This window comes from Sphingomonas sp. (assembly GCF_017304635.1).
In the GTDB taxonomy this organism is placed as follows: domain Bacteria; phylum Pseudomonadota; class Alphaproteobacteria; order Sphingomonadales; family Sphingomonadaceae; genus Sphingomonas.
Map to the genome: position 1 here is coordinate 520214 of NZ_JAFKMA010000001.1, position 26924 is coordinate 547137.

29 protein-coding genes and 1 tRNA gene are annotated in these 26924 nt (G+C 68.1%); 10 read left to right on the plus strand and 20 right to left on the minus strand.

From position 1 onward, the window contains the following. Positions 1-77 precede the first annotated feature (77 nt). Both epsC and J0I47_RS02610 read left to right on the plus strand, forming a co-directional pair. Positions 78-755, plus strand: a complete 678-nt coding sequence (gene epsC / locus J0I47_RS02605; protein WP_294044880.1) for a serine O-acetyltransferase EpsC — start codon at positions 78-80, stop codon at positions 753-755. Between the two features lie 24 nt (positions 756-779). Continuing rightward, entirely contained in the window at positions 780-1124 is a 345-nt protein-coding gene (locus J0I47_RS02610; protein WP_294044881.1) for a DUF2794 domain-containing protein, read from the plus strand. 58 nt (positions 1125-1182) lie between these two features. Here the strand turns inward: J0I47_RS02610 and J0I47_RS02615 are convergent, their stop codons facing one another. The 8 genes from J0I47_RS02615 to J0I47_RS02650 all read right to left on the minus strand — a co-directional run bounded on the left by J0I47_RS02615 (position 1183) and on the right by J0I47_RS02650 (position 7195). Continuing rightward, complete coding sequence (locus J0I47_RS02615) at positions 1183-2220, minus strand: hypothetical protein (RefSeq protein WP_294044882.1); 1038 nt, start codon at positions 2218-2220, stop codon at positions 1183-1185. Between the two features lie 77 nt (positions 2221-2297). Beyond that, positions 2298-2486, minus strand: coding sequence for a hypothetical protein (locus J0I47_RS02620; protein WP_294044883.1), 189 nt, complete (start codon positions 2484-2486; stop codon positions 2298-2300). Between the two features lie 88 nt (positions 2487-2574). Continuing rightward, positions 2575-3474, minus strand: coding sequence for an SDR family NAD(P)-dependent oxidoreductase (locus J0I47_RS02625; protein ID WP_294044884.1), 900 nt, complete (start codon positions 3472-3474; stop codon positions 2575-2577). 125 nt (positions 3475-3599) lie between these two features. After that, positions 3600-3965 (minus strand): hypothetical protein, encoded by a 366-nt coding sequence (locus J0I47_RS02630; protein ID WP_294044885.1) that lies wholly within the window; start codon positions 3963-3965, stop codon positions 3600-3602. A gap of 98 nt (positions 3966-4063) precedes the next feature. After that, on the minus strand, positions 4064-4756 hold the full coding sequence (phoB, locus tag J0I47_RS02635; RefSeq protein ID WP_294044886.1) for a phosphate regulon transcriptional regulator PhoB: 693 nt from the start codon (positions 4754-4756) through the stop codon (positions 4064-4066). Beyond that, the gene (gene phoU / locus J0I47_RS02640; protein WP_294044887.1) at positions 4753-5442 is read right to left on the minus strand and encodes a phosphate signaling complex protein PhoU; all 690 of its coding nucleotides are present in this window, start codon (positions 5440-5442) and stop codon (positions 4753-4755) included. Before phoU ends, phoB begins: the two co-directional genes overlap by 4 nt. 63 nt (positions 5443-5505) lie before the next feature. After that, positions 5506-6537, minus strand: a complete 1032-nt coding sequence (locus J0I47_RS02645; protein WP_294044888.1) for an ATP-binding protein — start codon at positions 6535-6537, stop codon at positions 5506-5508. Positions 6538-6550: 13 nt separating this feature from the next. Continuing rightward, on the minus strand, positions 6551-7195 hold the full coding sequence (locus tag J0I47_RS02650) for an HAD-IA family hydrolase (RefSeq protein ID WP_294044889.1): 645 nt from the start codon (positions 7193-7195) through the stop codon (positions 6551-6553). A 93-nt stretch (positions 7196-7288) separates the two neighbouring features. Here J0I47_RS02650 and glmU point away from each other — a divergent pair, with 93 nt between their 5' ends. The 5 genes from glmU to J0I47_RS02675 all read left to right on the plus strand — a co-directional run bounded on the left by glmU (position 7289) and on the right by J0I47_RS02675 (position 12740). Then, positions 7289-8641 carry a bifunctional UDP-N-acetylglucosamine diphosphorylase/glucosamine-1-phosphate N-acetyltransferase GlmU gene (gene glmU, locus J0I47_RS02655; protein WP_294044890.1) on the plus strand — a complete coding sequence of 451 codons (1353 nt, stop codon included), beginning with the start codon at positions 7289-7291 and terminating at the stop codon, positions 8639-8641. A 45-nt stretch (positions 8642-8686) separates the two neighbouring features. Beyond that, positions 8687-9052, plus strand: coding sequence for a ribbon-helix-helix domain-containing protein (locus J0I47_RS02660; protein ID WP_294044891.1), 366 nt, complete (start codon positions 8687-8689; stop codon positions 9050-9052). A 4-nt stretch (positions 9053-9056) separates the two neighbouring features. Further along, on the plus strand, positions 9057-9434 hold the full coding sequence (locus J0I47_RS02665) for a PIN domain-containing protein (RefSeq protein WP_294044892.1): 378 nt from the start codon (positions 9057-9059) through the stop codon (positions 9432-9434). Positions 9435-9449: 15 nt separating this feature from the next. Then, entirely contained in the window at positions 9450-11273 is a 1824-nt protein-coding gene (gene glmS, locus J0I47_RS02670) for a glutamine--fructose-6-phosphate transaminase (isomerizing) (RefSeq protein WP_294044893.1), read from the plus strand. Between the two features lie 81 nt (positions 11274-11354). After that, positions 11355-12740 (plus strand): cytochrome P450, encoded by a 1386-nt coding sequence (locus J0I47_RS02675; RefSeq protein ID WP_294044894.1) that lies wholly within the window; start codon positions 11355-11357, stop codon positions 12738-12740. On the opposite strand, the gene dapE is transcribed toward J0I47_RS02675, so the two are convergent. Beyond that, complete coding sequence (gene dapE, locus J0I47_RS02680) at positions 12737-13849, minus strand: succinyl-diaminopimelate desuccinylase (protein WP_294044895.1); 1113 nt, start codon at positions 13847-13849, stop codon at positions 12737-12739. The genes J0I47_RS02675 and dapE overlap by 4 nt on opposite strands. A gap of 44 nt (positions 13850-13893) precedes the next feature. Here dapE and J0I47_RS02685 point away from each other — a divergent pair, with 44 nt between their 5' ends. Next, positions 13894-14361, plus strand: coding sequence for a cupin domain-containing protein (locus J0I47_RS02685; protein ID WP_294044896.1), 468 nt, complete (start codon positions 13894-13896; stop codon positions 14359-14361). Here the strand turns inward: J0I47_RS02685 and J0I47_RS02690 are convergent. The 8 genes from J0I47_RS02690 to rpmH form a co-directional block, all read right to left on the minus strand. Continuing rightward, positions 14353-15021 (minus strand): glutathione S-transferase family protein, encoded by a 669-nt coding sequence (locus tag J0I47_RS02690; protein ID WP_294044897.1) that lies wholly within the window; start codon positions 15019-15021, stop codon positions 14353-14355. The two genes, J0I47_RS02685 and J0I47_RS02690, sit on opposite strands and share 9 nt — an antisense overlap. A gap of 38 nt (positions 15022-15059) precedes the next feature. Further along, on the minus strand, positions 15060-16169 hold the full coding sequence (locus J0I47_RS02695; protein ID WP_294044898.1) for a zinc-binding dehydrogenase: 1110 nt from the start codon (positions 16167-16169) through the stop codon (positions 15060-15062). A 65-nt stretch (positions 16170-16234) separates the two neighbouring features. Next, entirely contained in the window at positions 16235-17575 is a 1341-nt protein-coding gene (locus tag J0I47_RS02700; protein ID WP_294044899.1) for a M28 family peptidase, read from the minus strand. Between the two features lie 123 nt (positions 17576-17698). Beyond that, complete coding sequence (gene yihA / locus J0I47_RS02705; RefSeq protein ID WP_294044900.1) at positions 17699-18331, minus strand: ribosome biogenesis GTP-binding protein YihA/YsxC; 633 nt, start codon at positions 18329-18331, stop codon at positions 17699-17701. Between the two features lie 2 nt (positions 18332-18333). Next, the gene (gene yidC / locus J0I47_RS02710) at positions 18334-20037 is read right to left on the minus strand and encodes a membrane protein insertase YidC (protein WP_294044901.1); all 1704 of its coding nucleotides are present in this window, start codon (positions 20035-20037) and stop codon (positions 18334-18336) included. Positions 20038-20062: 25 nt separating this feature from the next. Continuing rightward, complete coding sequence (gene yidD / locus J0I47_RS02715) at positions 20063-20287, minus strand: membrane protein insertion efficiency factor YidD (RefSeq protein ID WP_294044902.1); 225 nt, start codon at positions 20285-20287, stop codon at positions 20063-20065. A 147-nt stretch (positions 20288-20434) separates the two neighbouring features. Further along, positions 20435-20758 (minus strand): ribonuclease P protein component, encoded by a 324-nt coding sequence (gene rnpA, locus J0I47_RS02720; RefSeq protein WP_294044903.1) that lies wholly within the window; start codon positions 20756-20758, stop codon positions 20435-20437. 80 nt (positions 20759-20838) lie between these two features. After that, positions 20839-20973: a 50S ribosomal protein L34 gene (rpmH, locus tag J0I47_RS02725; protein ID WP_135983209.1), complete on the minus strand. Its 135-nt coding sequence runs from the start codon at positions 20971-20973 to the stop codon at positions 20839-20841. A 323-nt stretch (positions 20974-21296) separates the two neighbouring features. Between rpmH and J0I47_RS02730 the strand changes: the two genes are divergently transcribed. Further along, positions 21297-22805, plus strand: coding sequence for a YifB family Mg chelatase-like AAA ATPase (locus J0I47_RS02730; RefSeq protein WP_294044904.1), 1509 nt, complete (start codon positions 21297-21299; stop codon positions 22803-22805). A 47-nt stretch (positions 22806-22852) separates the two neighbouring features. Then, positions 22853-22937 (plus strand) — tRNA-Leu (locus tag J0I47_RS02735). A gap of 29 nt (positions 22938-22966) precedes the next feature. On the opposite strand, the gene J0I47_RS02740 is transcribed toward J0I47_RS02735, so the two are convergent. Genes J0I47_RS02740 through J0I47_RS02750 form a run of 3 tightly spaced genes read right to left on the minus strand, consistent with a single transcriptional unit; the run spans position 22967 to position 26855 of the window. Further along, positions 22967-24724, minus strand: a complete 1758-nt coding sequence (locus tag J0I47_RS02740) for a family 43 glycosylhydrolase (protein WP_294044905.1) — start codon at positions 24722-24724, stop codon at positions 22967-22969. Between the two features lie 42 nt (positions 24725-24766). Further along, positions 24767-26131 (minus strand): ATP-binding protein, encoded by a 1365-nt coding sequence (locus J0I47_RS02745; RefSeq protein WP_294044906.1) that lies wholly within the window; start codon positions 26129-26131, stop codon positions 24767-24769. A 4-nt stretch (positions 26132-26135) separates the two neighbouring features. Further along, positions 26136-26855, minus strand: a complete 720-nt coding sequence (locus tag J0I47_RS02750; RefSeq protein ID WP_294044907.1) for a response regulator — start codon at positions 26853-26855, stop codon at positions 26136-26138. Between the last annotated feature and the right edge of the window lie 69 nt (positions 26856-26924).

Genomic DNA, 26924 nt, shown 5'->3' on the forward strand with positions numbered 1-26924 from the left:
CCGCGTTCATCGCCATGGGCAACGCTGGAAATCGCATCCGGCTGCGCCTAGATGATCGGGACAAGGGGAATGCAGGAATGCCCGGCCGGATCATTGCCTATCTCGATTCGATCCGGGCGCGCGATCCGGCGCCGCGCTCGCGGCTGGAAATCCTGCTCTATCCCGGCGTCTGGGCGCTGGCGTTCCATCGTGTCGCCAATCGGCTGTACCGGGCGCGGTTCTTTTTCCTGGCGCGCTGGGTCAACCACTGGGCGCGCTTCTTCACCGCGATCGATATCCATCCGGGGGCGGAGATCGGGCGGCACCTGTTCATCGACCATGGTTTCACCGTGATCGGCGAGACGGCGGTGATCGGCGACAACGTCACCATCTACCAGTGCGTGACGCTGGGCGGGACCAATCCGGCCGACGGCATCGCCGGCAAGCGGCACCCGACGATCGAGGACAATGTCATCATCGGCTCGGGCGCGCAGGTGCTGGGGCCGATCACCGTCGCGCCGGGCGCGCGGATCGGGGCGAACGCGGTGGTGACGAAGGACGTGCCGGCGGGTGCGGTCATGGTCGGCATCCCGGCGCGCGCGACGATGGTCGAGGGGCGGGGCGAAGCGCCGTTCCTCGCCTACGGCACGCCGTGCAGCGAGCAGTTCGACCCGGCGACCCAGCGGCTGGAACTGATGCGATGCGAGATCGAGAGCCTGCGCAAGCAACTCGACGCACTGCTCGCCGAACAAGAGGACCGGCGCGATCGTGCCTGATCGCGAAAGGACGGCGGCTGCCTGATGGGAACGGTCACGCCATTCCCGGTGCCGGGACGACAGCCGAGCCAGATCGGGTTCGACCGCGTCGAGCTGACCCGCATCCTCGATCTCTACGGCCGGATGGTCGCTGCCGGGCACTGGCGCGATTATGCCATCGAACTCGGTCGCGACGCCGCCGTCTTCGCCGCCTTCCGCCGCACCGCCGAACGCCCCGAAGTACGGATCGAGAAGTGGCCGGAACTGCGCAATAAACAGGGGATGTGGGCGCTGGTCAACGAAGCCGGCACGGTGCTGAAACGCGGCCACGATTTGGGACCGGTGCTGGCGCCGATCGAGCGCCGGCTGATGAAGCTGATCGAGGATTAGGTCCGGCAAAACGGGCCGGCGGAACGTGTCCGCCGGCCCGTATCGTCACCCGGCCGGACTAAGCGGCCAGCGCGGCCTGCTGCACCGGCGGCAGGCGGTCGGCGAGGCCGCCGAGCGTGCCGACGACGCGGCGGCGGATCGGCTGCCAGAACGCCGACAGCGTCAGCAGCGCCGAGCCGATCACCAGCGCGGTGAACGCCAGCGACAGTTCGATCGCCCCGGCCTGGCGGAGCAGCATCGACAGCGCATAGACGACGTAGGCCAGGCTCGACACGAGCAGCGCGCGGCGATCGATCGCCAGTGCGACGAAGGCGAAGGCGACGTACAGCGCCAGCACGATCACCGCCTGCGTCGCGCCGATCTCGCCGCCGAACACGCCGAGCATGTGGAAGACTGGATGCGCGATCATCGGTGCGGCGGCGAGGTGGAGCCAGAAGGCGACGTCGCTGCGTCGCGTCCGGCGTTCGCGGTCCGACGTGTCCCACGCCATCGCCAGCGCGAAGACGCCGATGCCGCCGGCCAGGATCATCGGCGACAGGAAGCGCTGCGGGTCCGCATGCGTGATCGCGAACACGATCCCGATTGCCGTCGCGACCACGGCAGCGGCGCCGACCGCTACCGTCACCGGCACCATGAAGCGGCGCCAGTGGAGCCAGGCCGCGCCGGCCGTGATGAGGGCGATGCCCGATCCGACCATCGCGTTGGTGGTGTCGCTCCAGTGCGGGTCGAGCTCGACCAGCGCGCCGATCATCGTCGCGGCGACTCCGCCGACAAAGGCGACGAGCAGGATGATGCTCGGCAACGCCATCCGTCGCACGCGGGTGAAATACTCCGCCAGCCCCCAGGCCGCACCGGCAACCGCCGCGCCGGCGAGCGCGTGGTTCACCCAGTCGCCGAGCTGCGCCAACGCGCCGAGCAGCAGCGCGATCGCGATCGCGACGAAGATGTCATTGAACCCGGTCAGCAACCGGAAGCTCTCTTCGTCGACCACCGGCGTCGCACGCGCTGCGGCGACATGCTGGCGGAAGGCGTCGGCCGTGGCGAGGGGCATGACCCCCGCCGCGACCGCGCCTTCCAAATCCGTTTCACTGTACATGGCATTCCCTCCTGACGGGATTGCCATACCATAAGTGAGTTAGTGTATCAATACACCAATCCAATCTCCGATCGGCGTCAGCTCTTGGTGGGAGCGTCGATCTTCACGTTGGCGTCGATCGTCTTGCTGTTGCCCATCAGGCCCTGACCGAACACCAGGAACGCCACTACCGCGATCGCGATCAGCACGATCGCGAGCAACGCGACCATCCCCGCGCCGCCGCCGCCATCGGTCTGGATGATCGTGGTCTTGCCGTCGTCCGCCATGTTACGCCTCCTTTTACTTGCGCAGGTGAAACGACGCGCGAGCAAGGGAGGTTCCCGTCCCATTACGGGACGGGAGCGGTGTAAGGCCTTAGCCGGCCATCACTTTCTGCATGATCGTCGCGCCCTGTTCGCTGCCCGATTGCGGCACGATCTCACCGGTACGGTCGATGATTTCCGCCCAGTGCGCGGCGATACCCTCGGGCGACAGGTCGTCGCCGGTGAGCAGCTTGCCTTGGGTGAGGGTGACGTACGCCGCCTGGAACACGCCAGCGCCGGCGCCGACGATCATGTTCGCCGGGGCGTCCTCCGACACCAGATAGAGCGCGGCCGGCGCGACCTTGTCGGGCGAAAACGCCTTGAACGCCTGTTCGGGAAACAGATCCTCGGTCATCCGCGTGCCGGCGGTCGGGGCGATCGTATTGACGCGGATGTTGTACTTCGCGCCTTCGAGGCACAGCGTCTTGGTCAGCCCGGCGAGACCCAGCTTGGCGGCGCCGTAATTGGCCTGGCCGAAATTGCCGTAGAGGCCGGTCGAGGACGAGGTCATCAGGATGCGGCCATAGGCCTGCTCGCGCATCAGGTCCCATACCGCCTTGGTGCAATTGGCCGACCCGTTCAGGTGGACGTCGACGACGAAGCGGAAATCGGCCGGCTCCATCTTGGCGAAGCTCTTGTCGCGCAGGACGCCGGCATTGTTGATGAGGATGTGGACGCCGCCCCAGGCTTCCTTGGCCTTGGCGACCATCTCGACCATCTGCTCGTATTCGGTGACGCTGCCGCCGTTCGACATCGCCTCGCCGCCGGCCGCCTTGATCTCCTCGACGACCTTCAGCGCGGCGTCCGAGTGACCGGTGCCGTCGCGCGAACCGCCCAGGTCGTTGACCACCACCTTCGCCCCGCGCGCCGCCAGCGCGAGCGCATATTCGCGGCCGAGACCGCCGCCGGCACCAGTGACGATCGCTACCTTGTCATCGAAACGGATGGTCATTCACGCGCTCCTCAATATCTTCGGAGCGCTTCCTGACGAGATCGGCCGGTGCACGCAAGCTAGTCGGGCAAAAGAAAACCGGCGCGGAGACACGCTCCGCGCCGGCTTCAGGCTCGTACGGTCGATCAGCGTGCGCGCGGAGTCGAATGCATCCGCTCGCCGCGGCCGTTCGAACGTTCCATGCAGTGATCGGTCACGGTGCGCGAGCACATCGGCACCTTGCCGTCGGCCGGCATCGCCGCGGCGTCGGGCAGGGGCTGCACGACCGGCGACGGCGGCGCCATCGTCATCGTCGCCGGCGGAGTCGCGGCGGGCGCCATCGGCATCGGCGCGGTGGTCGTGGCCGGCGGCATCGGAGCCGGCGTGGCGGTCGCCGGGTCGGCCGGGGGCGGGGTCGTCGGCATCGTCTGCGCCGGGGCGGGCGGAGGGGTGTCCTGCGCGAAAGCCGGCATCGCGATGGCGGCGGCAGCGGCGAGTAGAACGAGCTTCATCCTGATCTCCTGTGTTCGGCACACGTCAAGGCGTGTCGCGGGCCAAACGCGCTAACCGCGATTTGGCTCCCTCGTTTCGCAGGCGATTCTAATCCCGGTCAAGCCCCGGTATCGAGCGCGTAGCCGGCCGAACGCACGGTGCGGATCAGGTCCGGACGGTCGGCGCCGTTGATCGCCTTGCGCAGCCGCCGGATGTGGACGTCCACCGTCCGGCTCTCGATATCGCTGTCATGGCCCCACACCGCGTCGAGCAGGCGCTCGCGGCTGAATACCCAGCCGGGATGCTCGAGGAAATGCTTGAGCAGGCGGAATTCGGTCGGGCCGAGCTGGATCACCTCGCCGCCGCGCCGCACCTTGTGGCCGACCGTGTCCATCTCGATGTCGGCATAGGTCAGCTGCTCCCCGGCCAGCGCCGGGCGGACGCGGCGCAGCACCGCGCCGACACGCGCCACGAGCTCGCGCGGGGAGAACGGCTTGGTCACGTAATCGTCGGCGCCGGTCTCCAGCCCGCGCACGCGATCCTCCTCCTCGCCGCGCGCGGTCAGCATGATGATCGGCACGTTCGCGGTCTCGGGCATGCGGCGCAGGCGCCGGCACACTTCGATCCCCGACAACCCCTCGACCATCCAGTCGAGCAGCACGATGTCCGGCGTCGTCTCCTTCGCCAGCAGCAAGGCTTCCTCGCCGTCGGGCGTGTGCTTGACGTCGAAATCCTCGCGCTTGAAATGATAGACGAGCAATTCCGCGAGGGCGGCGTCGTCCTCGACCAGCAGCATGCGCGCCCGGCTCATATCCTATCCCCCGTCTTGACGCGTTCGGGCATCCGCATGCCCGTCGCGGCGAAATAGACCATTTCGGCGATGTTGGTGGCGTGGTCGCCGATCCGCTCCAGATTCTTGGCGACGAACAACAGGTGCGCGACCTGGCCGACCGTCGCCGGATGCTCGGCCATGTAGGCGACCAGGCGACGGAACAGCCCGTCGTAGAAATCGTCGAGCATGCGGTCGCGTTCGACGACCAGCACGGCGCCGTCGGCATCGCGCGCGGCGAAGGCGTCGAGCACGTCGTGCACCATCTCCGCCGCGATCCGCGCCATCGCCGGTACCGACGCCAGCGGCTCGATCGGCGGCCCGCCGTCGACCAGCGCGACTCGCTTGGCGATGTTCTTGGCATAATCGCCGATGCGTTCGATCACGCCGGCGATCTTCAGCGCGGCGACGACGTCGCGCAGGTCGCCATCGGCCAGCGGGCTGCCGGCGATGACCGCGACCGCCAGCGCCTCGACCTCGGCCTGTAGCGCGTCGATCGACTGGTCGGCGGCGCGCACCTGTGCTGCCAGTTCGCTGTCGGCGCGTGACAGCGCATTGATCGCGTCGTGGATCGCCCGTTCGGCCAGCCCGCCCATCTGGCTGAGCATGCCGCGCAGCTCGCCAATGGCATCGTCGAAAGTATCGGCAAAGATCGGACCGGCGGCCACGGCGTACCCTCATTGAGACTCGGACGCCCGTTCCGGCGCCGCGCCGCCAATGTGACGCCGGCGTTACCCTTTGATGACAGCGGGCAAAAGGATCGTGACGACGGTGCCGCGCCCCTGCTGGCTGGCGATGTCGAGCCGACCGCGATGCCGTTCGACGACGTGCTTGACGATCGACAGGCCGAGCCCGGTGCCGCCGACCGCGCGACTCCGCCCCGAATCGACGCGATAGAAGCGCTCGGTCAGCCGCGGGATGTGCTCTGGCGCGATGCCTTCGCCCTCGTCGCCGACCGACAGCCGCACCATGCCGGCGGGATCGCGCCACAGCCGGACGGAGACGGGGGTGCCGGCGCGGCCGTACTTCATCGCATTGCCGATCAGGTTGTGCAGCGCCTGGCTCAACTGCGCACGGTCGCCGGCGACCGCCGGGACGCCCGGATCGCACGAGCAATGCACGTCGGCGGCGCGCGGATCGTGAGTCTGCACCAGTTCGGCGCAGACTTCGTCGACCAGCCGGGCGAGGTCGACCGACGTATCGGGCGCGCGATATTTCTCCGCCTCGATCCGGCTGAGCGAGATCAGGTCCTCGACCAGCCGCTGCATCCGCCGCGCTTCGTCGGCCATGACCTTCAGGAAACGCTGGCGCATGCCGGGATCGTCGCCGGCATCCTCCCCCAGCGTTTCGGCGAAGCCCAGGATCGAGGCGAGCGGCGTGCGCAATTCGTGGCTGGCATTGGCGACGAAATCGACGCGCATCCGCTCGGCGGCGTAGCTGCCGGTCTGGTCGATAAGGTGGACGACGCGGCGGCCGTCGGGCACGTCGGTGATCCGCATCTCCCAGCGCTGGTCGAGCGTACCGAGCCCGACCAGGTTGATCGGCCCCGACGACCCTTCGCCCTGCGGCGCCGTCAGCCGCTCGGCGGCGGCGGGGTGGCGGATCGCGAGCCGGACGTCCTGCCCGACGATGTGGTTGCCCAGCACCTTGCGCGCGGACGCGTTGGCGACCTCGACCCGGCCGGCGGCGAGGACCAGCACCGGTTCGGCGATCCCCTCCAGGACTGTGGCGATATCGGGCGTTGGCAGGTTGAGTCGCGACATATGGACGTTCCTATCAGCGGGCGGCCAGACGTTCGAGCGTCGGGATCAGGTCGGCATAATCCGTGAACACCGCGTCGGCGTCCGGCACCGCGCCGAACGTCGCGACCGGCACGCCGGCGGCCTTTCCGGCACGCACGTCGTAAGCCGAATCGCCGACGAACGCGGCGGAACCACCGCCGCATCGTCGCACCATGTCACGGATCGGCGCCGGATCTGGCTTCATGATGCCACCCAGGCTGTCGCCGCCGATCACGCAGGCGAACCGGTCGAGCAAGCCCAGCTTGCCGAGCAGCAGCCGCGCTGCGCTCTCGCGCTTGTTGGTAACGACCGCCAGCGTCACGCCGCGCGCCGCCAAGCCCGCCAGCGCCTTCACGACATGCGGATACGGCCGGGTGCGGTCGGCGATGTGCGCGTCGTAATAGGCGGTCTGCACCGGCAGGAGCGTGTCGAGCTCGGCATCGCCGCCGGTCGCCAGCAACGCCCGTTGCAGCATCCGCCGCCCGCCGCCGCCGATCAGTGTGCGAACCGTCCCCACCGTCAGCGGCGCGCGTCCGATCGTCGCCAGCACATGGTTCACCGACGCGGCCAGGTCCGCCGCGCTGTCGACGAGCGTGCCGTCGAGGTCGAACCCGATCAGGGCAAAGGGAAAATCGGCCATCGGTCTGTCGCGTGGCGCTCCGCTCTGGCGTTGGCAAGTCCGTCGTGGCAGGGCCGCGGTATCAGCCAGACGGCCCGAAAAAACAGGAACGCCATGACGACCGATATCGCCGCGATCATCCTCGCCGCCGGCATGGGCACGCGGATGAAGTCCGACCTGCACAAGGTGCTGCACCCGATCGCCGGGCGACCGATGCTGCTCCATCTGGTCGATGCGTTCGACGCGGCGGGCGCGCGCGAGAAGGTCGTGGTGGTCGGCGCACGGCGCGAACAGGTCGAGGCGGCGGTGGCGCCGCTGGGCGCCAGGATCGCGCCGCAGGACGAGCAACTCGGCACCGCGCATGCCGCGCTGATGGCGAAGGATGCGCTGGCCGGGTTCGACGGCGTGGTGGTCGTCGCGTTCGGCGACACGCCGTTCCTAACCGCCGCGACGATCGCGCGGATGGTCGAGCGGCTGGCGGGCGACGACGCCCCCCGGGTCGCGGTGCTCGGCTTCCGCCCGGACGACGCCAAGGCCTATGGGCGGATCATCGCCGACCGCGACGGCGCGATCGCCAAGATGGTCGAGTTCAAGGACGCCTCGGACGACGAGCGCGCGGTGACTCTGTGCAATTCGGGCGTGACGGCGGTTCGCGCCGCCGACCTGTGGCCGCTGCTCGAACGCGTCGGCAACGACAATGCGGCGGGCGAATACTACCTGCCCGATATCGTCATGCTGGCGCTGGCCGATGGCGACCGCGCGGTCGTGGTCGAGACCGATGCCGACGAGGTGATCGGCATCAACAGTCGCGCCGAACTGGCCTACGCCGAGGCCCGCTGGCAGACGGCACGGCGCGACGCGGCGATGGCGGCTGGCGTCACGCTGATCGCGCCGGAGACGGTGTGGTTCGCCTACGACACGGCGATCGGCCGCGACGTGACAATCGAGCCCAACGTCTTCTTCGGCCCCGGCGTGACGATCGCCGATCGCGTCACGATCCATGCTTATTCGCACATCGAGGGCGCGCAGGTGGGCGAGGGGGCCGAGGTCGGTCCCTATGCTCGCCTGCGTCCCGGCGCGGTGCTCGGCGAGAAGTCGAAGGTCGGCAATTTCGTCGAGGTGAAGAAGGCGACACTGGGCAAGGGCGCGAAGGCCAACCACCTGACCTATCTCGGCGATGCCGAGATCGGCGCCGGTGCGAACATCGGCGCGGGCACGATCACCTGCAATTACGACGGCTTCTTCAAGTACCGGACGGTGGTCGGCGAGGGCGCCTTCATCGGATCGAACTCGGCATTGGTCGCGCCGGTGACGATCGGCGCCGGCGCGATCGTCGGTGCCGGCTCGACCGTGACGCAGGACGTCGAGGCCGACGCGCTGCGGCTGGTGCGACCGGATCAGGCGACCAGGCCCGGCTGGGCGAAACGCTTCCGCGAGATGATGGCGGCGAAAAAGGCGGCGAAGTAGCGCTCGGCTTGACATGATATCATGATATGATATCAATATATCATCATGACGCGTATTCTCGCCGATTTGCCGGATGACGACCTCAAGTGGCTCGACCAGCGTGCAGCCGAACTGGGCAAATCGCGTGCGTCGGTGCTGCGTGACGCCGTGGCGACCTACAAGGCGCAACCGCGAGACGACGATATGAGTTGGATCGACCAGGGTTTCGGCTTGTGGGCCCGGCATGGCATTACGATCGATCCACGTGAGTATGAACGGCGTCGGCGGGCCGAATGGACGCGGCCCTGGGACGACGATTATGAAGAGGTCCGCAACGAATCTCCCGACCTGTTCGATGCCGAGGATGATCGTCAGCGACAAATCTATCTAGACATGCTGGCCGGCAAGTATCCCGATCCGAAGCGGCCTTGACTCGGTGAGCGGGTTTACGTTCGATGCGAACATCGTGATCGACGCGCTGGCGGGATATCCGCCGGCCAGGGCCGAAATTCAGCGCGCGGCTGCGGGTTCACGCCCCTGGATCAGTCGGATGGCGTGGATCGAGGTGCTGTCGAAGGGCGACGAGTCGATCGTCCGCGACGCGATGGCGTTTCTGTCGCGCTTCGGGCTCGACGAGATTGACGACGAAGTCTCGCGCCGGGCCGCCGCGCTCCGCCGGGAGCGGCCAAGATTGAAATCGCCGGACGCGATCATCCTGGCGACGGCACAAATTCGCGGCCGCGTGCTTATTACCCGCAATACCAAGGATTTTCCGGCGCAGATGCCGGGTATTCGTGTCCCTTACGTCTTTTAGGAAAGCCCCTCAGTCATGTGCGGAATCATCGGTATCGTCGGTAAGGAAGAGGTCGCGGATCGCCTGGTCGAGGGGCTGCGGCGGATGGAATATCGCGGGTACGATTCCGCCGGCGTCTGCACGGTAAAGGACGGCCAGCTGATCCGCCGCCGCGCCGAGGGCAAGCTCGCCAATCTGGTCGCGGTGCTCGCGACCGATCCCGCGCCGGGGCATACCGGGATCGCGCATACCCGCTGGGCGACCCACGGTGCGCCGACCACGTCGAACGCGCACCCGCATGCGACCGGCGAAGTGGCGCTGGTCCACAACGGCATCATCGAGAATTTCAAGCCGCTGCGCGAGGCGCTGATCGCGCGCGGGCGCGTGTTTCAGAGCGAGACCGACACCGAAGTCGTCGCGCACCTGGTCAGCGGGCATGTCGAGGCCGGCGCGTCGCCCGAGGATGCGGTCAAGGCCGTCCTTCCCGAATTGCGCGGCGCGTTCGCGCTGGCGATCGCGTTTCGCCAGCATGACGACATGCTGATCGGCGCGCGGCTCGGCTCGCCGCTGGTGGTCGGCTATGGCGACGGCGAGACCTATCTCGGCTCCGACGCGCTGGCGCTGGCGGGTCTTACCCAGAACATCGCCTATCTCGAGGAGGGTGACTGGGTCGTCGTCCGCAAGGACGGCGCGCAGATCTACGACGTCGACAACAATCCGGTCACGCGCGAGATCACGCGGTCCGGCGCGACGTCGGCGATGATCGAGAAGGGCACGTACCGCCACTTCATGCAGAAGGAGATCTTCGAGCAGCCGATCGTCGTCGCCCAGACGCTGCGCTCGTACCTGCGCGGGGTGGAGCGCACGGTCGGCCTGCCGCAGATGGATTTCGACCTGTCGGCGGTGAAGCGCATCACGATCGTCGCGTGCGGCACCAGCTTCTATGCCGGCATGGTCGCCAAATACTGGTTCGAGACGTTCGCGCGGATGCCGGTCGACATCGATGTCGCCAGCGAGTTCCGCTATCGCGACCCGGTGCTGGAAGAGGGTGGCCTGGCGCTCTTCATCAGCCAGTCGGGCGAGACCGCCGATACGCTCGCGGCGTTGCGCCACGCCAAGGCGGCGGGGCAGAAGATCGCCGTCGTCGTCAACGTGCCGACCAGCACGATGGCGCGCGAGGCCGACCTGCTGTTGCCGACGCATGCCGGGCCGGAGATCGGCGTCGCCTCGACCAAGGCGTTCACCTGCCAGCTCGCGGTGCTCGCCGCACTCGCCGCGCATCTCGCGCAGGTCAAGGGGCGGCTGACTCGCGCGGAAGAGGAAGCGATCGTCGATCAGCTGACCGAGACGCCGGCCGCGCTCAACGCCGCGCTCGACCACGACGCGGAAATCGCGGCGATGGCGCCGCTGATCGCGCCGGCGCGCGACGTGCTCTATCTCGGGCGCGGTCCCGACTATCCGCTGGCGCTGGAAGGCGCGCTGAAGCTCAAGGAAATCAGCTATATCCACGCCGAAGGCTATGCGGCGGGCGAGATGAAGCACGGCCCGATCGCGCTGATCGACGAGAATGTGCCGGTCATCGTCATCGCCCCATCCGGCCCGCTGTTCGAAAAGACCGTCAGCAACATGCAGGAAACGCAGGCGCGCGGCGGCAAGATCGTGCTGATCTCGGACGCCGAAGGGATCGCGCTGGCGGGCGACGGTTGCCTGGCGACGATCGAGATGCCGAAAGTTCACCCGTTGATCGCGCCGTTGGTGTATGCGGTGCCGGTGCAGTTGCTCGCCTATCATGTGGCGGTAGCGAAGGGGACGGACGTGGATCAGCCGCGCAATCTGGCGAAGTCGGTCACGGTCGAATGATGCACGTCTTCGCCATCGCCGCCATCGTCGTCGCGACGATGGTCGGTCTCAAGATCGCGGGGCGGAACGGCGATCAGCTCGATGACGAGTAACGGGCCGCTCGCGCACACCTTCAAGGCCAACCCGCACTGGCTGCCGCGACAGCCGGAGCGGGGGCTCCATCATATCCCGGGCAGCAAGGGCCTGCCGTTCATCGGCAACACCTTCCCCCTGCTGCGCGACCCGCGCGCGTTCAATCGCCGCATGGTCGAGCATTACGGCATGGTCTATCGCAACCGCGCGCTGGGCAGCACCAGCGTGCAGTTGCTCGGGCCCGACGCCAACGAACTCGTGCTGTTCGACCGCGACAGACTGTTCTCGTCGGAACAAGGCTGGGGGCCGGTACTCAACCTGCTGTTCCCGCGCGGGCTGATGCTGATGGACTTCGACAAGCATCGCGCCGACCGCAAGACGTTGTCGGTCGCGTTCAAGCCGGAGCCGATGCGGCACTATGCGACGCAGCTCGACGCCGGCATCGCCGCGCGGCTGCCGAGCTGGCGGGGCGAGATGAAATTCTACCCGGCGATCAAGAAGCTGGCGCTCGATCTTGCCGCGACCAGTTTTCTCGGCGTCGATCTCGGCGAGGATGCCGATCGCATCAACCAGGCGTTCGTCGACGAGGTGCAGGCGAGCGTGTCGCCGATCCGCTCGCCACTCCCCGGCACGTCGATGCGCAAGGGCGTCCGCGCACGGGCCTATCTGATCGACTGGTTCAATCGCGAGATTCCGGCGCGGCGGCATGGCGCGCGTGGCGGCAACGGCATCGATTTCTTCTCGCAATTCTGCCGCGCGACCGACGAACAGGGCGAGCCGCTGTCGGCCGATGCGATCGCCGACCATATGAACTTCCTGATGATGGCGGCGCACGACACGATCACCTCGTCGGCGACGACGCTGGTTGGACTACTGGCGCGGCATCCCGAGTGGCAGGAGCGGCTGCGCGATGAAGTCCGCGCGCTCGACCCGCAGGTGCCGCTGGTCGATCAGCTCGATCGGCTAACGCTGACCGATTACGCGTTTAAGGAAGCGTTGCGCCTGATGCCGCCGGTGCCGTCGATCCCGCGCCGCGCGCTGCGCGATTTCTCGTTCGGCGGGTTCGACATCCCGGCCGGCACCGGGGTCGGGGTGAACGTGATGTTCACGCACCACATGCCCGACATCTGGCCGGAGCCGCACCGGTTCGACCCGCTGCGCTTCACGCCGGAAGCGTCGAAGGGGCGGCATCGTTTCGCCTGGGTGCCCTATGGCGGCGGCGCGCACATGTGCCTGGGGCTGCACTTCGCGCAGATGCAGGTGAAGCTGCTGATGGCGAACCTGTTGCGCACCTATCGGATCGAGAGCGATCCCGGCGCGGGCGAGGCGTGGCAGATGTTCCCGATCCCACGGCCCAAGGACGGTCTGCCGGTGCGGCTGGTCGCGCTGGCCTAGATCGCCCGCGCGATCACGTCGGCGTAGATGTCGACCAGCATCGCGAGGTCGGGCAATGCGACCGCCTCGTCGGCCTGGTGCATCGTCGCGTTGACCAGGCCGAATTCCACCGTCGGGCAGAGCTGCGACAGGAACCGCGCGTCGCTGGTGCCGCCGGTGGTGGAGAGCATTGGGCGGATGCCGGCGACTCGTTCGATCGCGCCGGCCACCAGATCGGACAGCGCGCCCGGTTCGGTCAGGAACGCCTCGCCCGAAATCCGCGCGGTGACGTGAGCCCCGGGGGCGTGCGCGTGGACCGTCCGCTCGATCAGCGCGACGAGATCGTCCCCGCGTTGCTCGTCGTTGAAACGGATCGACAGGCGCGCCGATGCCTTGGCCGGGATCACATTGGTCGCGGGATTGCCGACCGTCAGGTCCGTCACCTCGATGTTCGACGGCTGAAACCAGTGGTTGCCCGCGTCCAGCACCAGCGCATCGATCGCCGCCAGCGCCGCGACCAGCTTCGGGATCGGATTGTCGGCCAGGTGCGGATAGGCGACATGACCCTGCCGCCCCGGCAGCTCGATCCAGATATTGACCGACCCGCGCCGCCCGATCTTGATCGTGTCGCCGAGCCGCGCGGCCGAGGTCGGCTCGCCGACCAGGCACAAATCGGGCGCGATTCCGCGTTCCGCCATCCGATCGATGATCGCGCGCGTGCCGTAGGTCGCGGGGCCCTCCTCGTCGCCGGTGATAAGCAGGCTGAGCGTCGGGCCGTCCGCCACGTCGGCCGCCGCCGCGGCGAAGGCGGCGATCGCGCCCTTCATGTCGACCGCGCCGCGCCCGTGGAGCAACTCGCCCCGCACCGCCGGCTCGAACGCCCCGCTGGTCCAGCCGTCGCCGGGCGGCACCACGTCGAGATGGCCGGCAAAGGCGAGGTGGCGGCCGGCGCCCCGGCGGAGCGCGATCATGTTCTCGACCGGCCCATCGGGCGCCTCGCCGACGACGAAGCGGTCGATCTCGAACCCGATCACGCTCAGCGCCTGCGCCAGCACGTCGAACACCTGGCCACGCGCCGGGGTCACGCTTTCGGCGGCGAGCAGCGCCTTGGTCAGATCGACGACGTTCATCGCGACCGCCTACGCGGCGGCGACGATTTTTGGTAGAGGGGGCCATGCCCAAGCTCGACCTGACCGCGATTCCCCGGACCAACGCCACCGGCTATCCCGACCCGTTCGACCATGCGGTCGCCGGCCGCTGGTACCGCCGCCTCGCGCCGCCTAGCGGGCTGACCAACATGGGCGTCAGTCATGTGACGCTGGAACCGGGTGCCTGGTCGTCGCAGCGCCACTGGCATGCGGTCGAGGACGAGTTCGTCGTGATCCTGTCGGGGGAGGCGGTGCTGGTCGACGACGACGGCGAAACGGTGATGCGCGCCGGCGACTGCGCGAGCTTTCCGGCGGGGGAGCGCAACGGCCATCACTTGCAGAACCGCACCGACCGGGACTGCGTGTTCATCGCGGTCAGCGCCGGGGACGACGCCACCGATCGCGGCGACTATCCCGATATCGACTTGCAGTTCACGCCCGAGGGTTACGAGCACAAGGACGGCACGCCGTACCCGACGACGCGCTTACCCTAATTCGGGCTGCTCGAACTTCTCGATCACCCAATCCTCTTCCTGCGCGGCGGCGATCCAGTCCTGCAGGAAGGGGTGGTTGAGCACCGCCTCGACATACGGCACCGCGAACCGCGCGATCGGCAACTGGTAGGTGACGATCCGCGTGCACACCGGCGCGAACATGATGTCGACCGCGCCGAACTCGCCGAACAGGAACGAGCCCGCACCGCCGAACCGCGCGCGCGCCTGCGCCCAGATCTCCATCAGCCGGTGCAGCTCCGCCAGCACGTCGTCGTCGGGACGCTTGGGCGGATAGACCTGACGAATGTTCATCCCGCACTTGCTGCGAAGCGCCTGGAAACCCGAATGCATCTCCGCCGCCATCGACCGGGCCATCGCCCGCGCGGCCTCGTCGGCTGGCCAGAACTTCGTATTGCCGGTGCGGTCGTTGAGGAATTCGACGATCGCGAGCGAATCCCAGACGACGACGTCGCCGTCCCACAGGATCGGCACCTTGCCCGACGACGGCGCGAACTCGTCGCCCTGGCGGCGCTTGTCCCAGTCGCCGTCGTACAGCGGCACGACGACTTCCTCGAACGGCAGGCCGGATTGCTTGCACGCCAGCCAGCCGCGAAGCGACCAGCTCGAATACGCCTTGTTGCCGATGATGAGCTTGAGCATGGACCGGCGATAGCCGCCGGCCCGCGCCCTCGCAAACGCTACTTCGACGGGTTGATGAGGTACTTTTCGCCGGTCGCCTTGCGCTGCCAGGCGCGGATCGTGTCGGGTTCGATCGCCTCCGCCAGCGAGATTTCGCGGGTGTAGCCGCTGGCGAAGGTCGTCAGGATCTCGTCGGTCACTCGCTTGCGCAGCCGCGCGACGGTCTCGGCGCCCGCCTTCATCAGGAACGGGGTCAGCAGGAACCCGCCCACGCCCCAGGCGAAGCCCATGTTCGGCGCGAGCGTCGTCGGCGACAGATCGAGCCGGCCGTAGATGTAGACCTGCTTGTGCACCGGCGAACCGTACCCACCGGTCGGCGGCGTCTTGCGCACCAAAGCCGCCTCCATCGCGCCGAGGATATGCCCGGCAAGCGGCCCGCCGCCGATCGCGTCGAACGCGATCGTCGCGCCGGTCTCGAACAAGATGTCGGTCAGGGTCGCGCGGAAGTCCGGCCTGGAGGAATCGACGATATGCTTCGCGCCGATCTCGCGCAGAATCTGCGCCTGGTCGTCGTTGCGGACGATGTTCACCAGATCGACGCCATCGGCGATGCAGATCTTGTTGAGCATCTGGCCCAGGTTGGAGGCGGCGGCGGTGTGGACCAGTGCGGTGTGCCCTTCGGCGCGCATCGTCTCGACCATGGCCAGCGCGGTCAGCGGATTGACGAAGGCCGACGCGCCCTGCGCCGGGGTGACGCCATCGGCATAGACCAGCACGCTCTCGGCCGGGACCTTGCGGAACTGCGTGTACATCATCCCGCCCAGCACGCCGACGACCTTGCCGATCAGATGTTCCGCGCCGTCGCCGGCCGCGACGACGGTGCCGGCGCCTTCGTTACCGGCCGCCAGCGACTTGCCCGCGCGCGCGGCGACCATCGGCATCATCGCCTCCGGGATACGCGCGGTCGTGACGTTGCCGTCGCTCGCCAGCGTCGACACGTCGGCGGGACCAAGTAGCAGCGGCTGGTCGCTCGGGTTGATCGGGCTCGCCTCGATCCGCACGACGATCTCGCCCGGGCCCGGGGTGGGGACCGGCACCGGATCGAGCGACAGGCGCAGTTCGCCCTCCGGCGTAATCAGCGAACGCAGTTCCAGCGCGGTGTCGCTCATGTCGATCCTCTCCGTTTTTTCGAAAGCCGGGTATGCGCTATCGCGACGCCCGGCGATCGGCAAGATCAGTGCGGGCGGCCGTTGGCCGTCCAGCGCGGCGTGAAGTCGCCATCGGCCAGCAGGCGGATCGGCTTGACCAGCGAATTGATCGCCGCGGTCATATACCCGATGTCGAGATTCTCGACCGTGTCGCTGGCGTCGTGATAGGTCGGCACCACCGCCCAGCCGGACAGCGTGTGCGCGACGATCCCTTGCAACGCGAGCGAGTAATTGTCGGACCGCTGGAAGAAATTCTCGTCGGGATAGGGGTCGCGCGCGACCAATGCGCCCTGGCTCTGCATCATGCCGAACAGGGTGGACCGTTCCGCGCCGGTCATCATCAGCGCGCCCTTGGGCAGCTTGGGATCCTGCGCGCCGATCATCTCGAACTCGATATTGGCGACGATGCTGGTCAGCGGCACGGGCGGGTGCATCCCGAACCACGTCGAGCCGAGCCCGCCGATCTCCTCGCTGCCATAGGCGACGAACAGGATGCCGCGCTTGGCCGGCCCCATCGCCGCGAAGGTGCGGGCGAGTTCGATCACCGCGACGGTGCCGGACGCGTCGTCGTTGGCGCCGGGCATGATCGTGCCGTCGGGCTTGACCCCGAGATGATCGAGATGCGCCGACAGCAGGATGATCCCGGCCTTGGGGTCGGTGCCGGGAAGGTAGGCGATCGCGTTGGTCGTGGTGCCCTTCTCCGCGGTGAACGGGACGTCGAGCGTCACCATGTCGCCGGCGTGGATCGCGGCCAGCGCCTGGGCGGGGAGCGTCGCCAGCGCGACACTCGGCGTCCGGCTGCCCCCGGCCAGCGTCGTGCGGATCTGCGGACGGCCACCGATCGCGCTCAGATAGCGGCGAGTCATGTCGCTCTCGCCGGTCAGGATCAGCTTGACCTTGCCCCGCGCCGCGCGGCGCACCTGGCCGAGCTTGTCGGCGGGACCGGTATAGACCAGCACGTCGGCATCGGCGGGCGCGGCGTCGCCGGGGTTGCGCAGGACGGCGGCGGTGCCCCCGACGCGTCCGCCATCGGTCATCAGCACGCCCACGCCGGTGATCTTCGCGCCACCCACCATCAGCACCGGATCGCCGGTCACCGTGCTGCGCCCGAGCGGCGCGATCTGGAGGTAGCCGTCCATTCCGGGGGCAGGCTTCAAGCCCGCCTTGACGAACCGATCGGCGACCCATTGCGCCGCGCGCGCCTCGTCGGCGGTGCCGCTGCCGCGTCCGCGCATCTCCGGCCCGGCCAGCGCCTTTTCGGCCGCAAGGACGTCGGCACCGGTGATCGGCGCGGCGGTCTGCGAGTGGACCGCCGCGAGGGGAACGAGAGCCAGCGCCACACCTGCGAACAACGCGATACGTTTCATGCCTTCGTCACCCCGGATTTGTCCCGGGGTCCACAGCGCCCCGCCAGTTGACGTGTGCGGCACCTTGGATGCCGGAACAAGCCCGGCCCGACGGATAAAATTGGCTAACCGAACGGCTTAGGCTCAGCCGATCGCCTCGATCACGGCGGCGCGGAGCTCGGGGATGCCGACGCCGGTCTCGCTCGACGTCGCCAGGATGTCGGGATGCGCGGCGGGGCGCTTCTTCGCCTCCTCGGCGGTGCGTGCGGTCACCTCGGCGAGCTCGGTCGGCTTGATCTTGTCGCCCTTGGTCAGGACCAGGCGATAGCTGACCGCCGCCTTGTCGAGCATGTCCATGATCTCGCGATCGACGTCCTTCAGCCCGTGCCGCGCATCGATCAGCACCAGCGTCCGCTTGAGCACGTCGCGCCCGCGCAGGTAATCGTTGACCAGGAAGCGCCACTTCCTGACCACATCCTTCGGCGCCTTCGCGAAGCCGTAGCCCGGCATGTCGACCAGCCGGAACGCGAGCGGATCGCCCACGTCGAAGAAGTTGAGCTCCTGCGTCCGTCCCGGCGTGACCGACGTGCGCGCCAGCGCCTTGCGCCCGGTCAACGCGTTGAGCAGCGACGACTTGCCGACGTTCGAGCGGCCGGCGAACGCCACCTCCGGCACGTCCGCGCCGGGCAGGTGTTGCAGCGCTGGTGCCGATTTCAGGAACGCGATCGGCCCCGCGAAGGTCTTGCGCGCCGCCTCGATCGCATCGTCGTCGAACATTGCTATTTCTTCACCGGCTTCATCAGTTCGGGATGGCGCGCGTACAGCACCTTCTGCTGGAGCACGGTCAGCAGGTTGCTGGTGATCCAGTAGACCTGCAAGCCCACCGCGAACGGCGCCATCACGAACATCAGCACCCACGGCATGAACGCGAAGATCTGCTTCTGCGCCTCGTCCATCGGCGCCGGGTTCATGCGGAATTGCAGCCACATCGAGATGCCGAGCAGCACCGGCACGACGCCGATCGCGATGAAGTGCGGCGGCGTGAAGTTGAGCAGGCCGAACAGGTTGAGCGGCGTCAGCGGGTCGGGCGCCGACAGGTCCTTGATCCAGGCGACGAACGGCTGGTGCCGCATTTCGATTGTCAGCATCAGCACCTTGTAGAGCGAATACATGATCGGAATCTGGATCAGGGTCGGCAGGCAGCCCGCGAGCGGATTGACCTTCTCCTCCTTGTACAGCTTCATGATCTCGGTCTGCTGGCGCTGCTTGTCGTCCTTGTAGCGTTCCTGGAGCGCCTTCATCTTCGGCTGGATCGCGCGCATCGCCGCCATCGAGGCGAACTGGCGCTGCGCGATCGGGAAGATCAGCGCGCGGATCGTCAGCGTCAGCAGCATGATCGCCACGCCGAAATTGCCGACCATGTGGAACAGCCAGTCGAGATAGGTGAAGATCGGCTTCTCGATCACCTCGAACCAGCCCCAGTCGATCGCGCGGCCGAACAGCGGCACCTTGGCCTGATCCTCATAATGGTTGAGGACGCGGACTTCCTTCGCGCCGGCGAAGAAACGGCTGGTTTCGCTGAACTCCTTACCGGCCGGCAGCGTCGTGCGATTGCCGACAACGGTCGCGGTGTAATCCTTGCCGCCGCTCGACGTGTAGGAGCCGGTGAACGGCACGCGTTGATCGGGAATGAGGGCCGTAAGCCAATATTTGTCGGTAAAGCCTTCCCACCCACCGGTGGTCGTGACGGCGGGCGTACCCTTGTCGACATCCGACCAGTTGATCGAATAATCGGCGCCGCCGTTGTGCATCCACATCGGGCCGACCTGGATCGTCCAGCTGTCCGGGTCCTTCGACTTGTCGGCGCGCATCACCATGCTTTTGGTCGCGACCTCGACCGGCGCGCCGCCGGCATTGGCGACGGTCTGCTTGACGGTGAACATATACTGGTCGTCGACCGACAGCTCGATCGCGAAACGCTGTCCCTGCGCGTTGGCGGTGGTCAGCGTGATCGGCTTGCCCGGCGCCAGCACCGATCCTTGCGCGGTCCACACCGTATTGTCGTTCGGCACCGCGCCGCCGATCCCGTCCCAGCCGAAGCTCGCGAAATAGGCGTCGGCCGCGCCGGCCGGCGAGAGCAGGCGGATCGGCGGCGAATTCCTGGCGATCGTCTCGTCATACTTCGACAAGACGAGGTCGTCGATCCGCGCGCCCTTCAGGTTGATCGACCCTTTCAGCGTCGGCGTCTGGATCGGCACGCGCTGGCCGGCGCTCTGTTGCAGCACCGTGGTCAGGTTCTGGAGCGTCGCCGCGGTGGTCGGCGCCGGTGCGGTCGTGTTCGGCTGGACCTTGGTCTTGCCGCCCTCGATCTTGGTCACCGGCGGGTTGGCCGGGAAGAACCAATGCGTGACGAACTGCGATCCCAGCAGGATCAGCACCGCCAGGATCGCGAAGGTGATGAAGTTGCGATTGTCGTTGGTCACGCCTGGGCAAACCTTATCGAGGAAATCAGGGCACGGGGTCGGGGCCGAACCCGCCCCAGGGATGGCACCGCCCGATCCGCTTCATCGCCAGCCACCCGCCCTTGAGCGGCCCATAGCGGCGAAGCGCGGTGATTGCATAGGCGGAACATGACGGCTGGTAGCGGCAGCTCGGCGGCAGGATCGCCGACGGGCCGATCTGCCACAGCCGGACGAGCTTGATGAGGAGCCAGGTGACGACGCGGCGAAACATGTCAGCTCGACCTCCCAACCGGCGTCATCCCCGCGAAATCGGGGATCCATCTCGCATCGATGCCAGTCAGCGCAACAGAGGTCTTGTGAACGGCCCGCGCCGGAGCTGGGTCCCCGCTTTCGCGAGGATGACGGTGAGGGGAAAGCATCATCTTTGCGTCTTCGCCAGCGCCTTGGCGAGATCGCGCTTGAGCTGCGCGAACTCGCGGGTCAGGCCGTCGCCGCGCCCGATCAGGACATGGTCGGCCCCGGCCACGCCGCTGACCGGCAGCACCTCGCGCGCCAGCGCACGGAACCGCCGCTTGATGCGGTTGCGCACCACCGCGTTGCCGATCTTCTTGGTCACCGTATAGCCCACGCGCATCGTCGGATCGCCGTCGTCGCGCGGTTTCACCAGCAGCACGAAGCCGGGCATCGGCGCGCGCCGGCCGCTGTTCGCCGCCAGGAAATCCTTGCGCCTGGTCAGCGTCACGACAGCGCCAGAAATGAGACCAGCCCGCGCTCCCGGGGGAGGCGGGCCGGCATCGTCACCCGGCATTGCCGAGTCGGGGGTTACGCCGACAGCTTCTTGCGGCCGCGCGCGCGGCGGGCACGGATCACGTTGCGGCCGCCCACGGTCGCCATCCGCGCGCGGAAGCCGTGCCGGCGCGCCCGCACCAGGTTGCTCGGCTGAAAAGTCCGCTTCATCGCTCATTCCCTGATCGTCTGAATTGAAAAGGGCCGCCACGCGGACGGCCTCGGTCGCGGGGCGCATAAGCGAGGCCGTTGCCGAAGTCAACGCGAGAGCGGTTCCGCGATCCGTCGCGGATGGCCGCCGCCGGGCCGGCTTGCAATGTAGGAAACGAGCTGAAATCGCCGCCGGCGTGTCCTGACGAACCGGACGGGGCGTTTGCTCGCGGGGAACCGCTACCCCCGTCAAGTTTGTCAAGTTTGGGACGGACCGAGATACCTGACGACTGTTCCCAACCCGCGACAAGCTGGTAGGGATAAGCGGGGTTCGGGGGGATTGCATGGCCACGTTGGTCTCGACGGTCGCGTATCTGGGGTTGGAGGCGCGCGGTGTCGAGGTGCAGTGCAGCCTGATCGCCGGGCTGCCCAACTTCACCGTCGTCGGGCTGGCCGACAAGGCGGTGGCGGAAAGCCGCGAGCGGGTGCGCGGCGCGATCGCCGCGATGGGGCTGTCATTGCCGCCCAAACGGATCGTGGTGAACCTGTCGCCGGCCGACCTGCCCAAGGAGGGCACGCATTTCGACCTGCCGATCGCGCTGGCGCTACTGGGTGCGATGGGCGTGGTCGATGCCGAGACGCTGAGCGAGTTCGTCGTGGTCGGTGAGCTTGGACTCGACGGGCGGATCGCGCCGTCGCCGGGCGTGCTCCTTGCGGCGCTGCATGCGGCGGAGGAGGGGAAGGGGCTGGTCTGCCCGGCGGCGCAGGGGGCGGAAGCGGCGTGGGCGGGATCGGTGCAAGTCGTGGCGGCGCCCGATCTCTTGTCGCTGCTCAACCATCTCAAGGGCAACCAGCTGCTCGGCGCGCCGCAGCCGGGCGAGGCGGCGGCGCCGGGATTCGGGCCTGACCTCAAGCAGGTGAAGGGACAGGAAACCGCCAAGCGCGCGCTGGAGATCGCCGCGGCCGGCGCGCACAACCTGTTGATGGTCGGGCCACCGGGGGCGGGCAAGTCGCTGATGGCGTCGTGCCTGCCCGGGATCTTGCCGCCGCTCGATGCGGCCGAGGCGCTCGAAGTGTCGATGGTGCAGTCGGTCGCGGGGACGCTGGAGGGTGGGCGGATCACGCGGACGCGGCCGTATCGCAGCCCGCATCATTCGGCGTCGATGGCGGCATTGGTCGGCGGCGGCCTGCGGGTGCGGCCGGGCGAGGTGAGCATGGCGCATCTCGGCGTGCTGTTCCTCGACGAGCTGCCGGAGTTCCAGCGCGCAGTGCTCGATTCGCTGCGCCAGCCGCTCGAGACCGGTACCGTCAGCGTCGCGCGCGCCAATGCGCACGTCACCTTCCCGGCGCGGGTGCAGCTGGTCGCGGCGATGAACCCGTGCCGCTGCGGGCATCTCGGCGATGCATCTTTGGCCTGCGCGCGGGCACCGAAATGCGCGGCCGATTATCAGGCGAAAGTGTCGGGGCCGTTGCTCGACCGCATCGACCTGCACGTCGAGGTGCAGGCGGTCAGCGCCGCCGACCTCGTCCTGCCGCCGCCGGCCGAGGGCTCGGCGGAGGTGGCGCAACGCGTCGCGGCGGCGCGGGCGATCCAGACGGTGCGGTACGACGGACATGCCGCACGCACCAATGCCGAGGCGGACGGCGACCTGCTGGACGCAGTGGCGATGCCCGACGAGGCCGGCCGCACGTTGCTGGCGCAAGCGTCGGAGGCGATGCGGCTGTCGGCGCGCGGCTATACCCGCATCCTGCGCGTCGCGCGGACGATCGCCGATCTGGCCGGTGCCGACCAGGTCGGGCGTGTGCATATCGCCGAGGCGCTCAGTTATCGCCGGCGCGCGCCGACCAATTAGGGCGTTGCCCGAAGCGGCGGCCTCGTCTAGGCACCGCCGGCTACTGCGCGGGTGTGGTGGAATTGGTAGACGCGCCGGACTCAAAATCCGGTTCCGCAAGGAGTGTCGGTTCGAGCCCGACCACCCGCACCAGTGGCCAAGCGAAGCGACGGGGCAGGCGGCTACATCCCCTTCGTTGCGCTCAACCCCGACACCCCGCTCGCGTTGAATGCCTCCACGGCGACGTAGTAGGGCTGCCCCACGGTCAGCGCGCGCAGGTCGAGCGTGGTCCCCTGGTCGGCCCAGCGCTGGTACGTCTGGACCAGCCGGTCGGGCGCGATGCCCCAGCGAATGTTGTAGCCGACCGCACCGGGCACGGCCGCCCAGCGGATCGTCGCGTCACGCTGGTCGGCGTGACGCTCGGCGCTCGCCAGCATCGGGGTCGCCGGCGCGCGACCATCGGTCGTCCCGAACACGCGCAGGTCGGCGATCGCGAGATACGCCGCGCCGACATGGCTGTGGACATAGCGGACGTAGCGCAGCCGCTCCGGCCGGGCGAGCTCGACATAGGCGTTGGGCCGGTCGCGGCGCGGGGCATCGGTCCCGCCGATCCGCCGCCACGTTTTGCCGTCCGCCGACCCCATCAGGGTGAACTCGGTATAGATGTCGGGCGCGTCGCCGAAGCGGCCAGCCTTGTAGTCGGCGAAGTCGACCTGCACCGCCCGCACCGTCGCGACCGCGCCGAGGTCGACCGTCAACGTCTCGCCCGGGCGATTGGCGGCGGCGACCCAGAAACTGCGCGGATCCTCGTCGGTCGTGCGGCTCGCCGCGAACTCGCCCAGTGTCGAGGAGGCAACCGCCGGCTTGCGATACGACAGCAGCATCCAGCCGGTGAATGCACCGGTCGCGGCGACGTGGGGGAAATCGCCGAACCGCGTGTTGGCCGCCATCTGTCCGTCCGGATAGAAGGTTACCGGCCACAACCCGACGCGCCGCTCGAACGGCCAGTTGTAGCCGATCCACGGCGTGCCCGTCAGCCAGTAGCGGCCGGCATTGTCGCGAAACGTCGAGCCGTGCCCCGCGCCGGTGACGAACCCGCCGGGCTTGTACGCGACGGGGTTCCAGGCGGCATAGGTGAAGTCGCCGAGCGGGCTGGCGCCGACGTAAGCGCCGGTCGCGTAGACGTTATATTCGGTGCCCGGCGCGGCGTACTGCAGATAATATTTGCCGGCGTGGCGCGTCATCCACGCGCCCTCGATGAACGGCTTGATGGCGCTGGTGTGATCTTGGCCGAACCGTTCCCAGCCGTGCCGGGCTGGGTCGAGCGCGATCAGCGGCTTGGCCGTGCCGCGATACGCCATCGCCTGCTTCGGATCGAGTTCGATGCCGTAGAGCGGATAGACGTTCGACGAGTTCCAGTAGAGATACCATTTGCCGTCGTCGTCGCGGAACAGGTCGGGATCCCAGGGCCCGGGGGGCAGGCTGTCGGCCGGCGGATGCGGATCGCCTTCGTACGCACCGTTCGGGATCGGCGGCATCAGCCGCGTGAGAAAGTCGAGCTTGCCGGTATCGGGCGCGTCGCTGACCAGGATAGGCCCCGGACGCATCGTCGACGGCTTGACGTAGAGCCGCTTGCCGTCGCTCTCCACCGCTGGCGCGACGAGTCCGTCGAACGGCCAGCGGCTCGGCTTGATGAAGGTCCAGTGGATCAGGTCGGTCGAGCGCCAATAGCCCTCGGCGAGCGTCAGGAAGAGGTAATAGACACCGCGATGGTTGACGACCGCCGGGTCGGCGCCGGTGCGGTACGAGATGCCCTCGCGTTCCTGCTCGAAATTGTAGCGATAATCGAGATCGACCGGATTGGCATAGGTGGTCTGGCGCGCCGCGGCGGGCATCGCGGCCAGAGCCAGAAGAGCGAGGAGAGGCAGGCGGCGCAGCATCGCCGATGACTATGCCCCCGCCCGCCGCGTCGCGCCAGCGCTTCAGCGCGGCAGGGTGATCGTCGCGGCGAGCCCGCCATCTGGGCGGTTGGCGAGCACGATCTCGCCGCGCGCCTCCCGGACGATGGCGCGGGCAAGCGCCAGGCCGAGGCCGATCCCGCCGGTTTCCTTGTTGCGCGATCCCTCCAGCCGAGTGAACGGCTCGAACACTTCGCCGATCCGCGCTTCGGGGATGCCGGGGCCGCGGTCGGCGACGGTGATCGCCGCTTCGGTCGCGGTCGCGGCCAGCGACACGTCGGCCTCGCCGCCATATTTGACCGCATTCTCTATGAGATTGCGGACCGCGCGCCGCATCAGCGAGGGGCGGATGCGGATCGGCAGGCGGTCGGCCTCGACGAACTCGACCGGGCTGCCCAAGTCGCGGAAGTCCTCGACCACCGCATCGACCAGCGCGGCCAGATCGACCTCGGTCGCCGCCTCGCTCGGCCGCCCGAGCCGCGCCAGCGACAGGATATCGTCGAGCGTGCGGTTCATCTCGTCAATCGTGTCGGCCATCTTTGCTCGGTCGTCCTCGTCGTCGACCGACTCGATGCGCACGCGCAACGCGGCGAGCGGCGTGCGCAGGTCGTGCCCGATCGCGCCGAGCATGCGATCCTTCTCGTCCAGCATTCCGGTCACGTTGGTGCGCAGCGCGTTGAACGCGGAGGTCACGGCGCGCACGTCCTGCGGCCCTTCCTCCCTCACCGCCTGCGAGTCGTCGCCCGGCCGGAACGAACGCGCCGCGCGGGCCAGCGTCCGGAGCGGTTGCGAGATGCGCCGGCCGATCCACAGCACCGGCAACAGGATGACGCCGTACAGGATCAGCGTCTGCGCGATCAGCCGCCAGACGATGAAGCCGTCCATCGTCTGCCACGGCACGCTGGTCGACACCCAGCCGCGCCCCGGCTGCTCGACCGCGATCAGCAGCTCCGAGCCGGCGTTGCGCAGGCGCTCGGCGCGGAAGCGGTTCATATGCGCGAACCGCGGGTCGTTCGCCGGAATCTTGCGGATGCCGGTCAGCACCTGCGCAGGGCGGATGCCGACTTCGGCGAGGTTGTGCTTGAGAGCGTCCTCGATCTCCATCCGACGCTGCATGCCCGCGGTAATCGGATTGTCGCGCAGGATCGCGGTGCGTCCGCGGTCGAGCCGTTCCTGCTGGATGTCGGGTTCGCGCTGGCGCTCGTTCGGCGGGGCGTTGATGACGTCGACGATCCGCGCCGCGATCGGCCCGGTGATCTGGTCCAGCCGACCCTGTCGCCGTTCTCCCAACAGCAGGCCGAAATTGATCGCTTGCGCGACGAACAATGCCGCCGCCAGCAGGATCGCCAGCTGGCCCGCCAGGTTCCGCGGATAGAGCTTGACCGCCACGGCGTTACAGCCGGGTGACTTCGGTCGCCAGCGTGTAGCCGCCGCCCCACACCGTCTTGACGATTTCCGGATTCTTCGGGTCGGCCTCGATCTTGCGACGGAGGCGGCTGACCTGATTGTCGATCGCGCGGTCGAACGCCATCGCCTCGCGGCCCTGCGTCAGGTCGAGCAACTGGTCGCGCGTCAGCACCTGTCGCGGCCGCTGCACCAGCGCGAGCAGCAGATTGTATTCGCCGGTCGACAGCGGCAGCGACACGCCCTCACGATCGATCAGCGCGCGCTCGCCCGATTTCAGGACCCAGCCGGCAAAGGCGTAGCTGCCGCTTTCCGGCGCGTGCTGGCGCGTCCCGCTGGCGGCGGCGCGGCGCAGGATCACCTTGACGCGAGTCGCCAGTTCACGCGGGGAAAAGGGCTTGGTGACATAATCGTCGGCGCCGATCTCCAGCCCGACGATCCGGTCGGTTTCCTCGCTCCGCGCGGTCAGCAGGATGACCGGCGTCTCGCTCGACGCGCGGATGTGGCGGCACAGGCTCAGCCCGTCCTCGCCCGGCATCATGATGTCGAGGATGACGAGGTCGATCGCGTAGGCGGCCAGCCGCGCGCGCGCCGCTTCGGCATCGCCGGCCTGCGTCACGCGGAACCCCTGCTTGGTCAGATACTGCGCCAGCGGCTCGCGAATGGACCGCTCGTCATCGACCAGCAGGAGGTGGGGGATGTTGCTCATGGGTGGATCGCCGCGCACGCGTCAGCCTCTCTCCAAATACGCGCGGAGGCAAGGCGGGAAAGACAAGCC

What these genes read in the sequence shown, in the direction of transcription:
- yihA (WP_294044900.1), bottom strand. Translation starts at nt 18,331, where the DNA reads ATGTTCGACGACGATGCGATCGAGGCGGCGCGCAAGACCTTCGCGGGG.
- yidD (WP_294044902.1), bottom strand. Translation starts at nt 20,287, where the DNA reads ATGTTTCGCCGCGTCGTCACCTGGCTCCTCATCAAGCTCGTCCGGCTG.
- J0I47_RS02650 (WP_294044889.1), bottom strand. Translation starts at nt 7,195, where the DNA reads ATGGCCGATTTTCCCTTTGCCCTGATCGGGTTCGACCTCGACGGCACG.
- epsC (WP_294044880.1), top strand. Translation starts at nt 78, where the DNA reads ATGCCCGGCCGGATCATTGCCTATCTCGATTCGATCCGGGCGCGCGAT.
- J0I47_RS02685 (WP_294044896.1), top strand. Translation starts at nt 13,894, where the DNA reads ATGCCCAAGCTCGACCTGACCGCGATTCCCCGGACCAACGCCACCGGC.
- J0I47_RS02730 (WP_294044904.1), top strand. Translation starts at nt 21,297, where the DNA reads ATGGCCACGTTGGTCTCGACGGTCGCGTATCTGGGGTTGGAGGCGCGC.
- J0I47_RS02660 (WP_294044891.1), top strand. Translation starts at nt 8,687, where the DNA reads ATGACGCGTATTCTCGCCGATTTGCCGGATGACGACCTCAAGTGGCTC.
- J0I47_RS02615 (WP_294044882.1), bottom strand. Translation starts at nt 2,220, where the DNA reads ATGTACAGTGAAACGGATTTGGAAGGCGCGGTCGCGGCGGGGGTCATG.
- phoB (WP_294044886.1), bottom strand. Translation starts at nt 4,756, where the DNA reads ATGAGCCGGGCGCGCATGCTGCTGGTCGAGGACGACGCCGCCCTCGCG.
- J0I47_RS02700 (WP_294044899.1), bottom strand. Translation starts at nt 17,575, where the DNA reads ATGAAACGTATCGCGTTGTTCGCAGGTGTGGCGCTGGCTCTCGTTCCC.
- J0I47_RS02675 (WP_294044894.1), top strand. Translation starts at nt 11,355, where the DNA reads ATGACGAGTAACGGGCCGCTCGCGCACACCTTCAAGGCCAACCCGCAC.
- J0I47_RS02610 (WP_294044881.1), top strand. Translation starts at nt 780, where the DNA reads ATGGGAACGGTCACGCCATTCCCGGTGCCGGGACGACAGCCGAGCCAG.
- J0I47_RS02695 (WP_294044898.1), bottom strand. Translation starts at nt 16,169, where the DNA reads ATGAGCGACACCGCGCTGGAACTGCGTTCGCTGATTACGCCGGAGGGC.
- J0I47_RS02620 (WP_294044883.1), bottom strand. Translation starts at nt 2,486, where the DNA reads ATGGCGGACGACGGCAAGACCACGATCATCCAGACCGATGGCGGCGGC.
- J0I47_RS02740 (WP_294044905.1), bottom strand. Translation starts at nt 24,724, where the DNA reads ATGCTGCGCCGCCTGCCTCTCCTCGCTCTTCTGGCTCTGGCCGCGATG.
- J0I47_RS02630 (WP_294044885.1), bottom strand. Translation starts at nt 3,965, where the DNA reads ATGAAGCTCGTTCTACTCGCCGCTGCCGCCGCCATCGCGATGCCGGCT.
- glmU (WP_294044890.1), top strand. Translation starts at nt 7,289, where the DNA reads ATGACGACCGATATCGCCGCGATCATCCTCGCCGCCGGCATGGGCACG.
- J0I47_RS02625 (WP_294044884.1), bottom strand. Translation starts at nt 3,474, where the DNA reads ATGACCATCCGTTTCGATGACAAGGTAGCGATCGTCACTGGTGCCGGC.
- glmS (WP_294044893.1), top strand. Translation starts at nt 9,450, where the DNA reads ATGTGCGGAATCATCGGTATCGTCGGTAAGGAAGAGGTCGCGGATCGC.
- J0I47_RS02750 (WP_294044907.1), bottom strand. Translation starts at nt 26,855, where the DNA reads ATGAGCAACATCCCCCACCTCCTGCTGGTCGATGACGAGCGGTCCATT.
- dapE (WP_294044895.1), bottom strand. Translation starts at nt 13,849, where the DNA reads ATGAACGTCGTCGATCTGACCAAGGCGCTGCTCGCCGCCGAAAGCGTG.
- J0I47_RS02645 (WP_294044888.1), bottom strand. Translation starts at nt 6,537, where the DNA reads ATGTCGCGACTCAACCTGCCAACGCCCGATATCGCCACAGTCCTGGAG.
- rpmH (WP_135983209.1), bottom strand. Translation starts at nt 20,973, where the DNA reads ATGAAGCGGACTTTTCAGCCGAGCAACCTGGTGCGGGCGCGCCGGCAC.
- J0I47_RS02690 (WP_294044897.1), bottom strand. Translation starts at nt 15,021, where the DNA reads ATGCTCAAGCTCATCATCGGCAACAAGGCGTATTCGAGCTGGTCGCTT.